The 13,656-nt window shown below is 50.9% G+C and carries 10 protein-coding genes and 1 pseudogene; 8 read left to right on the top strand and 3 right to left on the bottom strand.

The features are described 5' to 3' along the window. Positions 1-141 precede the first annotated feature (141 nt). Entirely contained in the window at positions 142-2,361 is a 2,220-nt protein-coding gene (locus KDW_RS05725) for an inactive serine/threonine-protein kinase VRK3 (RefSeq protein WP_162005355.1), read from the bottom strand. A 458-nt stretch (positions 2,362-2,819) separates the two neighbouring features. Here KDW_RS05725 and KDW_RS05720 point away from each other — a divergent pair, with 458 nt between their 5' ends. The 8 genes and pseudogenes from KDW_RS05720 to KDW_RS05685 all read left to right on the top strand — a co-directional run bounded on the left by KDW_RS05720 (position 2,820) and on the right by KDW_RS05685 (position 11,451). Further along, a complete protein-coding gene (locus KDW_RS05720) occupies positions 2,820-3,344 on the top strand; it encodes an NADH-quinone oxidoreductase subunit J family protein (protein WP_151755064.1) in 525 nt (174 codons plus the stop codon). 6 nt (positions 3,345-3,350) lie between these two features. Then, entirely contained in the window at positions 3,351-3,674 is a 324-nt protein-coding gene (gene nuoK / locus KDW_RS05715; protein ID WP_151755063.1) for an NADH-quinone oxidoreductase subunit NuoK, read from the top strand. A 4-nt stretch (positions 3,675-3,678) separates the two neighbouring features. Then, positions 3,679-4,224, top strand: coding sequence for a hypothetical protein (locus KDW_RS05710; protein WP_151755062.1), 546 nt, complete (start codon positions 3,679-3,681; stop codon positions 4,222-4,224). After that, positions 4,215-5,810, top strand: coding sequence for an NADH-quinone oxidoreductase subunit L (locus KDW_RS05705; RefSeq protein WP_151755061.1), 1,596 nt, complete (start codon positions 4,215-4,217; stop codon positions 5,808-5,810). Before KDW_RS05710 ends, KDW_RS05705 begins: the two co-directional genes overlap by 10 nt. Before the next feature lie 14 nt (positions 5,811-5,824). Beyond that, on the top strand, positions 5,825-7,441 hold the full coding sequence (locus tag KDW_RS05700; protein WP_151755060.1) for a complex I subunit 4 family protein: 1,617 nt from the start codon (positions 5,825-5,827) through the stop codon (positions 7,439-7,441). Between the two features lie 74 nt (positions 7,442-7,515). Beyond that, the gene (locus KDW_RS05695) at positions 7,516-9,012 is read left to right on the top strand and encodes an NADH-quinone oxidoreductase subunit N (RefSeq protein ID WP_151755059.1); all 1,497 of its coding nucleotides are present in this window, start codon (positions 7,516-7,518) and stop codon (positions 9,010-9,012) included. Positions 9,013-9,257: 245 nt separating this feature from the next. Next, a pseudogene (locus KDW_RS05690) lies at positions 9,258-10,614 on the top strand (FAD-binding oxidoreductase). Between the two features lie 102 nt (positions 10,615-10,716). Beyond that, complete coding sequence (locus KDW_RS05685) at positions 10,717-11,451, top strand: SDR family oxidoreductase (protein ID WP_151755058.1); 735 nt, start codon at positions 10,717-10,719, stop codon at positions 11,449-11,451. 70 nt (positions 11,452-11,521) lie between these two features. On the opposite strand, the gene KDW_RS05680 is transcribed toward KDW_RS05685, so the two are convergent. Together KDW_RS05680 and rlmB are read right to left on the bottom strand one after the other, a co-directional pair. Further along, entirely contained in the window at positions 11,522-12,490 is a 969-nt protein-coding gene (locus tag KDW_RS05680) for a hypothetical protein (RefSeq protein WP_151755057.1), read from the bottom strand. Between the two features lie 131 nt (positions 12,491-12,621). Beyond that, positions 12,622-13,374: a 23S rRNA (guanosine(2251)-2'-O)-methyltransferase RlmB gene (gene rlmB, locus KDW_RS05675; RefSeq protein ID WP_151755056.1), complete on the bottom strand. Its 753-nt coding sequence runs from the start codon at positions 13,372-13,374 to the stop codon at positions 12,622-12,624. Positions 13,375-13,656 lie beyond the last annotated feature (282 nt).

Raw genomic sequence — 13,656 nt, 5'->3', positions numbered from 1 at the left:
ATAGCGCAGTTACAAGCAGGGGGCTCATTATCGATTGTTTGATAATGAGCCCCCTGTTCTTTTTGTGGTTTTACAGTGGTATGGAGAGAACGTTGTGTCCTTCACGTCCGCTCTGGACCAGGTGCGAGATGAATAGTTCAATCACAAAGGGTTTTTCATACAGCGGGTTGCGATTGCTATCCATAAAGAAGATGTGCAATCGTTCGCGGCGGCCGCTGGGACCACTACTGGTTGCATCGGCATGGTGATTTCGGCCACATAGCCTGCGGCTGGAATGCTGACATCGGCTTGTTGAACAATATAGGCGTAGTTTTGATAGAGGGCTGAACGTACTTCGATATGGACTGTTTCTTCTTCACACAGTGCGCTCAGGCCGCCTGCATTGGGATCAAGTTTGGTTTTTGCTCGTCCCATAATGTTCACCCTGATCGAGTAGCCCTGATTGGGCTGGACACGCATTGGTGTCTCGATTAGCGCAGCGGCGGAGGTATTATGTTGTGGTTCTCCCAGGATGAAACGCTGCATGCGCCTGAGCAGGGTACTGTCAGGGCTCTGGCCATCTTCGCTCGTGCTTCCATCCTTTGGGTGCCGCAAGCGCGTCAGGCCTGGTAGGGAGCCGGTGATTAGATCTTTAATATGCCCGATGGATAAATCTCTGGAGCCGGTAGACGAATCCTGTCTTGCTGGTGTTTCATTCGTTTGCCTCGTAGCAGGCACCGGCGAACTCGCCAGCGAGGTATCGGGCTGGGCAGCGCGAGCCGCCAGCGCGGCTTCGATCGAGTCGCTTTTGATCAGAACGGTTGCCAGCTGGGCGATATCCTGTGTGGGAGCCGCCGGCGCTGGCTCCTGAATGGAAGCGGCCGTCTCTGGTTCCTCGACAGGGGGTTCCGGCGTCTTTTCAATGACCGTCGCCGGTGACGCTGGTTCAGGGCTGCTGGTGGGATCTGCTATTGCTGCATCTGATCGCTCAATAACGTCACTTTCAGCAGGGGTAGAGGCACTATAGGCCGCCTCCTGGCCATGATCTTCATCCGTAGTTGGACTGATTAATTCCTTTTGCAACGGTTCCTCTAACCTCTCTGCATCATTTTGTCTTTGTTGTATTGACCCTTTTTCCACTATTGCCTCCCCGGTTGGTTGTTCTGGCAACTCTAATTTGCCTGTTTTGATCCTGGATAAATAGCGCCGGGCCATCCGGGCCTGAAGAGGGACAATCGAAATGGTCATGTCTTCAGAATCTGCGTTTTCTATTGCCTCATTATCCCCGTTAATTTTATTATCGACAATATTCGAAGAGATAGGTATAGCTTCTTTATCTTCAAGGGATGAGGTTTCCACTGGCGCTGTACGGTAACCGTCTTGCGTTAGTGGTATGAATTGTTGCAGCGCTTCTGAGAATTCGCTGGCACTCTGATAACGCAGTTCTCTCTCCATCGATAAAGCCTGCATGACGACCATATCTAAAGTACTATTGATGTGTGGATTGAGGTCACGTAAAGAAGGCAATGGTTGTTGTTGGCGTTTGTTGGCATTGGTGGGGGTGACGCCAACCAGTAAAAGATACAGGATTGCTCCCAGACTATAGACATCTGAGCGGGGTTCTATATCTCCTCGTACTACTTCTGGTGCACAAAATGGTGACACATTGGCATGGTTCAATGGCTGTGGCATGAGCTCATATAAGAGATCTGGCAACCATGAGACGATCAGGAGAGGCTCGCCGCTATAGTTATGTTGACTGACAAGGATCGTGGCTGGCTCAATCTGACCGAGCAGAATTTCCAGGCGATGGATCTGTTCAAGTGCGCGGCTTAGCCGGTAGATCCATTGGATGGCCGTCTGTTCCTCGGGGAGCCCGAGCCCGCTCTGGAGGAGATCCTGGAGTGTTGAGACATGGTGCTGGGGGTGAGCACTCTCTTTGTCTTTTGCCAGGGCGAATGGCCAGGCGGCGATAACGTATAAATGGCCATCATAGTAGCGTAGATCGACCAGCGGCATAATCGTCGGGATACGTTGTCGACGTAGCAGGTCATATTCAGTCTGGACCGCTGCGATCGCTTGAGCCCGGTTCTCATCATCCAACGTAGTAATATCTATATCATGAATGACGACCGGGCGTTGTTGCTGGGTGTCCAGGGCCAGTAAGACCTGGGCTGGTGGTTGTCTTCGTAGCAACGAAGTGATACGATAACGATCAGAAATGTCGGCGTTTTTTGGAGAAGACTTATCGCCGCTATGTTTCTCGACCCGCTCACCACATTGTCCACAGAAAGTGGCCGAGGGGGGCAACTCTGTGTTGCAACGAGTGCAGCGTACTATTTCAGGTTGAGTTTGATCGAGAGATGTATGTGTTAAGCTCATGCCACAATTACGCCCTTTTTTCATGAAACTATCTATGCTCAACACAAATTATAGCACACCTATCGCATTCACGCGCCGTGGGTCCTACATTTTGGTTAAGCAAGATAATGGAATACTTGAACTTGACTGTATCTCTATTCTTTTAGCGAAAGGCCGGAATAGCGAAAGAAACGGGTATTTTGCGATGGGGCTGATCTGCTACTAATGGGCGGATTGATAGAACTTTTTTCCCCTTGTCACCAGCCCCATGTTTTGTTAGAATCCCAGAGGGACTATGCACGCATTCTATACCCCCATGGAATAAGCAGGCTTCGCTTGTCATGTCCAGGCGTCATAGAATGAGATACAATACTTTTAACACAATAAACCAATGTAAGGATGTGTAATCTTCTCCCTCTGGTTTGAGTCTGAAATTACGATCCAATAATATCCGATATAATCCGGAGGTATGTTTTTTTATGGATTTAGCCACCCTCTTATTCTGGATCTTCGCCGTGATCCTGGTGGGTGCCGCATTATTGGTGGTGGGGCTTCGCAATATTGTGCATAGCGCTCTGGCTCTGGTCATGGTTTTCGCCATGGCGGCCGGTATTTATGTCTTGCTCAGTGCATCATTTATCGCTATTGTGCAAATCCTCATCTATGTAGGTGCGGTGACGATCCTGATTTTGTTTGCGCTGATGTTAACGCGCATCACTGGACAGCGGCAGACCAATCCCGCCAATAAATTATGGCCTGTGGCTGCAATTATCTGTATCGGTGTTGGTGCGACGATCATCTACGCTGTTTCATCGAGCCAGATGGCTGTAAAAAATGTTGTCAGTACGTCTGAGGTAGCCAAACAGTTACCCGATAACGTGGTACGCATAGGCCAATTGCTGTACAGTCCCATCCATTACAGCTATGTGCTCCCCTTTGAAATTGCATCACTGGTATTGTTGGTCGCAATTGTTGGCGCAATTGTTATCGGCAGAGAGGATTAGTAAGGGATGCAACTCACACTCAATCATTTTCTTGTTTTAGGGGCCGTGCTTTTTTGTATTGGCCTGTATGGTGCTATCGTCAAACGCAATGCCATTGCCGTATTGATGGGCATTGAAATTATGCTGAACGCCGTCAATATTACGATGGTGGGTTTTTCTTACTTTAATACCGTCAAGACATTCTCAGAGCGCTTGACTGGACAGATCTTCGCTATTTTCATTATCACTGTTGCTGCGGCTGAAGCTGCGGTAGCCCTGGCGATGATTATTGCCATCTATCGCAAACGTGCTACGGTAGATGTTGGCGAGATCGATATGATGAAGTGGTGATCTGATGTTGTATCAATTATCCTGGACAATTTTGTTCGCACCGCTCCTCTCTTTCGCTGTCATCATCTTTGGTACCCGTGTATGGGATATGCTGAGCCGCCCAAAGGTTGCGGCCCATACCAGTCATGGGGAACATCATGCCGTTGAGGCGCAGGGAACCCATGGTGATGAGCATGCTGGACATGGTGAGGATGACGATGAAGATCCTAAGGTTCCTCATCTTTCGGCCGGTGCAAAAGCTAGCGCTTATGCTGCGTTGCTGATTATGGTTGTTGCCTGTATCTATTCCTGGGTGCTGCTCTTCAGTTCAGCAACTTCTGCGGATCTGGCAAAGTCCGGCATTACCGTGTTTTCTTATAACTGGCTGAATGTCGGCAATCTGCATTATGATATTGCCTTCCATCTGGATCGCCTGGGAATTGCCATGCTGGTGGTGGTGACAACCATTACTTTGCTGGTGCAGTTTTATTCACAGGGCTATATGGAGAACTCGGCGGGTTATGCGCGTTTTTACGCCTACCTGTCCCTGTTTGCTTCTCGATGCTGTTGATCATCTTCGCCCAGAACTTCCTGGTGATCTTCTGCGGTTGGGAACTGGTTGGTTTAAGCTCTTACCTATTGATCGGTTTCTGGATCAATAAGCGTGCGAAACCCGCGGAACAGCGTCCCGCTCCTGCGACTGCGAACGTACAATCCTTTGTGATGAACCGTATTGGTGACGTTGGCTTCATCCTCGGTATCATGATCCTTTTTGTCAATACAGGATCTTTCGACTTTGCGCAGATACAGGCACGCATTCCTGGTAGCTCCCTGGATCATTCCACCTTGCTGGGTATCGCGATGATCCTGGTTTTCTGTGGTGCCATTGGTAAGTCAGCTCAGTTTCCTCTGCACACATGGTTGCCTTCCGCTATGGAAGGTCCTACACCGGTGAGCGCGCTGATCCATGCCGCAACCATGGTTGCTGCTGGTGTCTACATGATTGCCCGTACCTTCCCACTCTTCGTACATGCTCCTGCATTTGCTTTTGAGGTTGTGGCTTCGATCGGTGCGTTTACGGCCTTCTTTGCCGCGACGATCGCATTGGTCCAGTCGGACTTCAAGCGTGTGCTGGCCTTCTCAACCATTAGCCAGCTGGGCTATATGTTTGTCGGTCTGGGTGTGGCTGGTCCTGAGTTTGGCCCTGGCCCTGGTATGTTCCACCTCTTCACGCATGCTTTCTTCAAAGCATTGCTCTTCCTGGGCGCTGGTAGCGTGCTGCACGGTCTGCACCACGCCATGCATAAAGAAGTTCAGGACGTACGTCTGATGGGTGGGCTGGCCTCGAAGATGCCGATTACTGCTGTAACCTGGTTGATTGCCGTACTGGCTATCTCTGGTTTCCCATTCATGTCCGGTTTCTATAGTAAAGAAGAAATCATTGGTCTGGCGCTGGAGAATGGTCATCCTATCATTTATGCCTTGACGTTGATCACAGCTGGCCTGACCGCTTTCTATATGCTGCGTGCCTTTATCCTGGCCTTTGGTGGTAAGGGTGGCAAATTTATGGGCCTGTGGGGTGGTCCGTACCGTGGTTCCGGAGAGGTGCATGAGTCGCCATTGACCATGACCATTCCGTTGATGCTGCTGGTCATCCCTTCGATCATCGCCGGTTACTGGACTGGTTTCTACCAGTATGTGAACGTGAGCGCAGAGGCTGTAAGTAACCTGAGCATTCCTACGCTGCTGACAACTACTGATACCTGGATTGGTGTGGTGGTGTCGCTGGCTGGTCTTGGTATTGCCTGGGTGGTGTATGGACGCATTGAACTGGTTAAGATCAGTCAGTTTGTTGAATCCAAACCTGCCTTGCGTGCGGTACACCGTTTGCTGTATAACCGCTACTATGTTGATGACCTGTACAACCTGTTCACAAATTATGTGATCCTGGGTGGCGTCTCCAAGCTGTCGCAGTTGTTCGATACATATGTCGTGGACGGTATCGTCAATGGTGTGGCGCGTGGCGTGACTGGCCTGGGTCAGGGTGCCCGGCGTCTGGAGACTGGTCGCGTACAGACCTATATGCTCGGTTTCTTTGGTGGTGTGGCTATCCTGGCGATCCTTGTAATTGTCCTGATCACCACGGGCTTGAAGTAAAGGATTAAGAAAACATGTCGATTTTCACTTATGATCTCACATGGATTCTCCTGCTGCCCGTTCTTGGTGCACTGGCAATCTATGTGGTTCCAAAAAAATGGTCTGAATGGTCTAAATGGGTAGCCCTGGCTTTCTCGGCTGCGACCTTTGTACTTTCACTGTACATTTTCTTTCGTATCTTGAATGTTCATGGCATTACCGGATTCGGTGATCTGAATAATCTGGCGGATCAAGTCAAGCTTCCCTGGATTAACTTTAATGCGGGTTCGGTGCATTTCACGGTTCAGTATTTCCTGGGCGTGGATGGCTTGAGCCTGCCAATGGTGGTGTTGAATGCGTTACTGACCATGCTGGCCGTGATTGGTGGCTGGAATAAGAAGCGCTTCAAAGACTATCTGGCCCTGATTCTGTTGCTGGAAGCTGGTGTGATGGGTGTCTTTATGGCATTGGATATCTTCTTCTTCTTCCTGATGTGGGAAGTTGAGCTGGCTCCGATGTTCATCCTGATCGGTGTCTGGGGGAGTGATGCGATCAAGCACGGTGTGCCTGGACGTATCTATTCCGCCTGGAAGTTCTTGCTCTACACGTTCTTTGGTAGCGTGTTTATGCTGGCCGGCTTTATCCTGTTGTACTTCACCATGGGTAGCTCGGACATGCAGTACCTGTCCCATCACTTGATTGGTGGTACAACAACCATTCTGGGTATCGGTATTAGCTTACAGTTGCTGACCTTCCTGCTGGTCTTTATGGCCTTCGCGGTGAAGATCCCGATGTTCCCATTCCATACCTGGTTGCCGGATGCCCACACGGATGCTCCGACCGAGGTCAGCGTTCTGCTGGCTGGTGTGCTGCTGAAGATGGGTGCCTACGGCTTGATTCGCTTCTGCTTTACCCTCTTCCCTGGAGGCCTGGGCCAGTTCGCTGGCTGGCTGGCGGTAATCGCGGTCATTAATATTCTGTATGGCGCGGCTATCTGTCTGGTGCAGAAGGATATGAAGAAGCTGATCGCTTACTCCAGTGTGAGCCACATGGGTATTATCTTGCTGGGTGTCGCCGCTGCGGCTGGCGCTGGCAATGGTATGTTCCAGGGTGCGCTGGCAGGTGGCGATCAGGCGTTCCGGCAGGTGGCCCTGACAGGTGCAACCTTGCAGATGTTCAGCCACGGTATCATCACCGGTATGCTCTTCTTCTGCGTCGGTGTTGTCTATGACCTGGCCCATACTCGTGAAATCGCGGTCTTTGGTGGTATCGCTAAACGCATGCCGATGCTGGGAACGCTCTTCACCTTCGCGGCTATGGCTTCGCTGGGACTTCCCGGTCTGGCTGGCTTCGTGGCTGAATACATGGTCTTCACCAGTAGTTTCCGCGTCTGGACCATTCCGACCATTCTGGCTGTCTTTACGATGATCCTGACCGCTGGTTATCTCCTGTGGATGATTAAGCGCGTCTTCTTTGGACCATTCAACCAGAAATGGGATTGGATGCCTGATGTTTCGCGCCGCGAACTTATTCCTTTGCTGGCTCTGGCCGGTCTGGTCGTGTTCGTTGGTGTGTATCCAGCGCCTTTGATTGATATGATTTCTAGCAGCATCACGCCGATTATCCATACGGCTGTGACCGCAATGAAGTAGGGGGATCCCCTGTTCAGTGAGGGCGATCCACATTATGTTTGGATTGTCCCTCACTGAGGGGTTAAGGAGTAATTATGTCTTTTAAGCCGTCTGATCTCTACCTGCTAGCACCAGAAATCAGTGTGATGTTGTTAGCGTTAGTGGTGATGGCCGTTGATCTTTTCACGAAGAAACGTATTGTCATCGCGGCTATCTCGCTGGTAGGTTTGATCGTGCCTGCGGCCTTTACGATTGCGCAGGCCATTACATTTAGTGGTACCAAAACCGCATTCTTCGGCATGCTGGTGGTGGATCAATATTCTCTCTTTTTTCAAGTTATCTTTTTGATTATTGCCGCCGTGATTGTTCTGGCTTCCTATGATTATATTGGGAAGTATGTGCATGCGGATGGTGAATTCTATGCGCTCTTGCTCTTCTCAGTTGTGGGTATGATGTTCATGGCCAGTACCGGCGAGTTGATCACAATCTATATCGCTCTGGAATTGACCAGTTTCCCACTGTATGTGATGGCAGGCCTGATCCGTTCGGATACCAAGTCCTCTGAGGCGGCTGTAAAGTATGTCTTGCTGGGTGCGATGTCCTCGGCCATTCTGCTCTACGGTTTTGCTTTGTTGTATGGACTGACTGGTACCACCGATCTGCAGGGTCTGGCGCAGACCTTCAAGGGCTTTTCAAACGGCAACCTGATGGTGATTGTGGCCGACGTGCTGATCATTGCTGGCTTCGGCTTCAAGATCTCAGCGGTTCCGTTCCACATGTGGGCTCCTGACATCTATGAAGGTGCTCCTACACCTGCGACCGCCTTTTTCTCGGTCGGCTCAAAAGCTGCTGGCTTTGCGGCCTTGATCCGTGTCCTGATCTATGGTGGACTGTGGCAGGTTGATCTGGTTCCACTGGTCGTAGTCCTGTCGATTGTGGCCGCTCTGACCATGACACTGGGTAACTTTGTGGCAGCGGTCCAGACCAATATCAAGCGTATGATGGCCTACTCCAGTATCGCGCAGGCCGGGTATATCCTGGTCGGTGTGGTTGGCACTCTGAGCATGGCTCCAAAGAGTCCAGCTGCGGCCGCGACAGGTATTGCTGCGGTCCTCTTCTTCATCCTGGTCTATGTGGTCACCAATCTGGGTGCCTTCTCTGGCATCATTGCTCTGGCTAACCTGACCGGTGGTGAGAAGATTGATGATTTCCGTGGTCTGTGGAAACGCGCTCCGCTCTTGAGTGTGGGTACGGCGCTCTGTCTGCTTTCACTGGCAGGTATTCCACCGGTGGCAGGCTTTTTCAGCAAAGTCTTTATCTTCACAGCTGCCTGGCAGCTTGGCCAGCAATGGCTGGTAGTAGTAGCTTTGTTGAACAGCATCGTCTCGATCGTTTACTATGGCCGTGTCATCAAAGTCATGTTCTTTGATGAGCCACAGAAGGAAGGTCGCCTGGTTACTTCAATGAGCCTGGCTACCTCAATTACGCTGGCATCGGCCTCCTTGCTGGTCCTGACCGTCATCGTTCAGCTCGTGTTGAATGCTGCTAATCCAGCCGCCTTCCACCTGTTTGCTTCCCTGACTGGTCGCTAAGCCACCCGCGTACTAAGCGCAATTGCTAGAGGGGTCTGATAGAAACATATGAGAGTTTCTGTCAGGCCCCTTCTGTATGTTCTTTTTTGTGATGAATGCTGGCCGGCATCAGGTGGTACTGCTGCCGCTTGCACTGTACCTTTTGGTTGATTCGTAGCGAAGTTAGTGCCTATGCGTTATGATGGACGTAAGAACTATTTGAAAATTGCCCCTTCGCAGTATACTCGATAAGGAATAGATACGTTATGGCATCTAAAAATAAACAGCCCCAATCCTGGGGACGTTATCCATCAGTAACCAATAACCAGGTCGTACCCGTATACTGGCGCGATGAATTGCCAGACCTGGCATCTATCGATCAGTCGATTCTCCCTTATGGCTATGGACGCAGTTATGGCGATAGCTGTCTGAATGAAAATGGCGTTTCTGTCGATACAAGTCATCTAAAAAACTTTATTTCTTTTGATACTGAGCAGGGTATTATTCGTTGTGAGGCCGGTGTTTCGCTGGCAGATGTGTTGCAAGTGGCGGTACCCCGTGGCTGGTTCCTGCCAGTGACACCTGGTACAAAGTTTGTATCAGTTGGCGGTGCGATTGCGAATGATGTGCATGGTAAAAACCACCAATGCCGCCGGAACCTTTGGTTGCCATGTGCTGAAATTTGAGCTGGTGCGCTCCAGTGGTGAGCATCTGATCTGTTCCCCTGAGCAGCATAGCGAGCTTTTCCGCGCCACTATTGGTGGCCTGGGCCTGACTGGTGTGATCCTCTGGGCCGAGTTCCGGCTGCGCAAGATCGTCAACCCATTCATCGATATGGAATCGATCCGTTTTGACTCGCTTGATGAGTTCTTTGAGCTTTCGGCTGCCTCGGATAAAGATTATGACTACACCGTTTCCTGGGTAGATCTTTTGATTGGTGGTGACAAGCTCTGCCGTGGTAAGTTCTCGCGTGGTAACCACAATCAGGATCCTGAGCTGGCCAAGAAATATAAGCCAAAGAAATTGCCGCTGATGGTGCCGATTGATTTCCCCTCTTTTGCGCTCAATACCTATACCGTCAAGGCATTCAACGAAGCATACTACCACGTTCAGCTAGAAAAGCACGTCAGCAAAGTTGTCCCATATGATCCTTTCTTTTATCCATTGGATGCTATCCACAACTGGAATCGAATCTATGGGAAGCGTGGGTTCTTCCAGTATCAGTTTGTGGTGCCGTTTGAGCATGGGCGCGAAGCTATGCACAAATGTATCCAGCATATCCAGCAGGCAGGTGAGGGCTCGTTCCTGACGGTATTGAAGCAGTTTGGACATATCAAGTCACCGGGCATGTTGTCCTTCCCACGTCCAGGTATCACTCTGGCGCTGGATTTCTCCAATCATGGTCAGCGCACACGCACATTTATGAATGAGCTGGACCGGATTGTTGAGGATAATGGTGGTGTGCTCTATCCGGCTAAAGATGCGCGCATGAGTCCTGAGTCCTTTAAGAAGTATTATCCGCAGTGGCAAGAGTTCGAGCAATATATCGATCCTAAATTCTCCTCAAGCTTCTGGCGCCGTGTCACTGAAGGGACCGATCGCACGACCCCGATGTATATCTAATATATCTAGAATAGTACAAAGTTTTCATCACGAAGCGTAAATATCTGTTTGAGACCGCTTTGGTGATGTAGCAATAGATAATGAGACGAAAGCAAAAATACGATGAGAGTTGCAATTATTGGGGCCACTTCTGCGCTGGCTCATGAAACCGCCAAGTCCTTTGCCAGCGATGGCGCTGATTTTTTCCTGGTTGGCCGTTCTAGCGAGAAACTGGCCGTGGTTGCCGCCGACTTAAAGGTGCGTGGCGCGAAAGCGATCGAGACCTATACGCTGGATCTCAATCAGTTGGAGCATCATGATGAGATGTTGCAGCAGGCGATTGCGACCCTGGGTGGTCTGGATGTACTCTTGATCGCGCATGGCACGCTGGGTGATCAGCGGGCCAGTGAGCTGAGCGTGGCTGAGACGTTGCAGGAACTGAATACCAATGCCCTCAGCGTGATCTCGCTCTTGACGCTGAGTGCGAACTACTTTGAACAGCAGAAGCGTGGCTGTATCGCTGTGATCTCGTCGGTAGCCGGTGATCGTGGCCGCCAGACGAACTATGTCTATGGAACGGCCAAAGCGGCAGTCAGCACCTTCTTACAGGGCCTGCGCAACCGTCTATCGAAATCTGGTGTCTCGGTGATTACTATTAAGCCAGGTTCAGTGGCGACCCCGATGACCGCCCATATGAAGCAGGGTTTGCTCTTTGCTAAACCCGAGGCTGTGGGTAAGGACATTTATGAGGCGATCAAAAAACGCAAAGATGTTGCCTATGTTCCAGGCTACTGGCGTGTAGTTATGCTGGTGATCAAATCGATTCCTGAGAGCATCTTCAAGCGTCTATCGCTCTAAGTCATCCAACAATAAAAAGCGCGACCGATATACTATGTCGGTCGCGCTTTTTATTGTTGTTCTGATCAGGTTAGTTGTTATGGGAGTGCGAGAGGAACATGGTCAGGCCTACAATGACCAGGACGACACCAATACCTCCCAGGCCGAAGATCAGTCCGAGCATGTTTGAGTTGCCACCAGAGGAGCCTGTGGTGGGTGTAGGGGAAGGTGTGGCTTGAGCTGTTGGAGTGGGGGCTGGTGTGGGTGTGGCGGTCGCTGCAGGCGTGGGTGTGGCCTGTGCGTTGATCGTAAGCGCAGTAGCTGCACTTGCTTTTAGATTAGGATCGGTGGTTCCAACAACGTTGATGCTATAGCTTCCGGCAGCCGTTTCCGCGGGAATGGATACATCCACGCTAAAATTGCCGTTGGCGTCCGGTGTGGCCTGGGAAGTAGCAATAGGATTACCACCAGCACTCGGGGCAATCGAGATGTTTAAGACCTGCTGGGGCAGCCAGTTCTGGCCTGTGAGGGTGACTTTGTCGCCCGCATTGACGCTCTGGCTCGAAGGCACGACGGTTGGTGCGCCCACAAATGTAAAGGGCGTAGGCGCGGCCGCATTACTGCCCGATGCGGTAGCACAGACATAATATTTTGTATTGGCCTGGTTCGCACCATCTGGCCACGCAGCCTGGACCATAAATCCACCATTGGCGTCGGCTTTGGCGGGTTGCTGTGGCTGCAAGGCCGCCACTCCACCATTGCCGGTCGCGCACTGATTGGGATCGGTCGCGATTGAGAAGGTCACATCGCTATTCGGCGGAAATCCTGTGCCCGTTAACTGAATGACCGTTCCTGCATGGCCGGACGGTGCGCCTCCAGTTGGCAGGGCCAGATTCAGACCAGGCGTATAGGTAGTGGTTGAAGTTGGCGTCGGTGTGGGATCCATAGCTGGATATGGACTCGCCATTGCCGCCGGTTGTGTATAAATAAGGGTAAAGAAAGCCAACCCGACAATGCCGCAAAATAAGACACCCAGCGACCTGATAAAAGTTTTGAACACTAGAATTACTCCTGAGAACACAACATTGTATTAAGATAGACGTTACTGAATGATGGTGCGTAACGGATTAAGTCCTTTTCACTCTTAATACGTCTATCTTTCTGTGTTGGTACTGGTTTTTGGCTTGTGTCTTACTTTTTTCCACTTTGCGCGGCTCGCTGGCGTAATGCTTCGTAGAGCGAGATACTGCCCGCTACGGCCGCATTCAGGGAATTGACGCGCCCAAACATCGGGAGCTTGATTAATACATCACAATGTTCACGGACCAATCGGCCCAGTCCCTTGCCTTCATTGCCGACAACCAGGGCCAGGGCACCGGTAAGATTCGCCTGCGTGTAGAGGGTTTTGCCTTCTCCTGCCAGACCGACCACCCAGACATTCTGCTCTTTGAGCTTATCAATGACGCGCGTAATATTGGTCTCTTGCGCGATCAGGATATGCTCGGTCGCGCCAGCAGAGGTTTTGACGACGGTCGCGTTGACCTCAGCTGCCCGATGCTCTGGAATGACGACCCCATGGACTCCGGCCGCTTCAGCGGTCCGCAGCAAGGAACCCAGATTATTCACATCCTGAATCGCATCCAGAATCAAAATAAAGGGCGCTTCCTGTTTCTGCTCTGCCAGGGCCAGGATATCTTCGAGATTGGCGTAGGTGCGCTCCGCTACCTGGGCGATACAGCCCTGATGCACAGCCCCATGGCTGATCTGGTCCAGGCGGTGGCGCGGCACCACATCGACAGGAATTAGTCGTCGGTTGGCCTCTTTTAAAATGGCCGCGATAGCCGGTGCCTCCCGCACCCCCTCGGCGAGTAGCAGGCGCTGTACATGGCGTCCAGCTTGTAATGTCTCGGAAACGGGATTACGTCCCCATATATATTCAGGCATAGTACCTCTTTGTGTAGCGTGGTGATTGCTAGTAATTTTTTACCGAGTATAGCATAACCACGCGCCAGCCTCTACTACTTGCTCCAGATGGCATTTTATCCTTTGCCTATTATTCGCTGATTTGAAATGCCGCATGCAAATGAGCTCGTTCGCACTAGAATTATGGCTCTGCTTTATGCTACTCTGAGAAATAGCTACATTTGTACATGCATTTGTTTACGGTGCATGATATGGCCAGCTACAGAAATACATGTCTCTATGCTGTAGCGGAATATTTATCTC

The organism is Dictyobacter vulcani (genome assembly GCF_008974265.1).
In the GTDB taxonomy this organism is placed as follows: Bacteria; Chloroflexota; Ktedonobacteria; order Ktedonobacterales; family Ktedonobacteraceae; genus Dictyobacter; species Dictyobacter vulcani.
The sequence above is the reverse complement of the archived record's forward strand: the minus strand, read 5'-3'. Positions and strand labels throughout refer to the sequence as shown.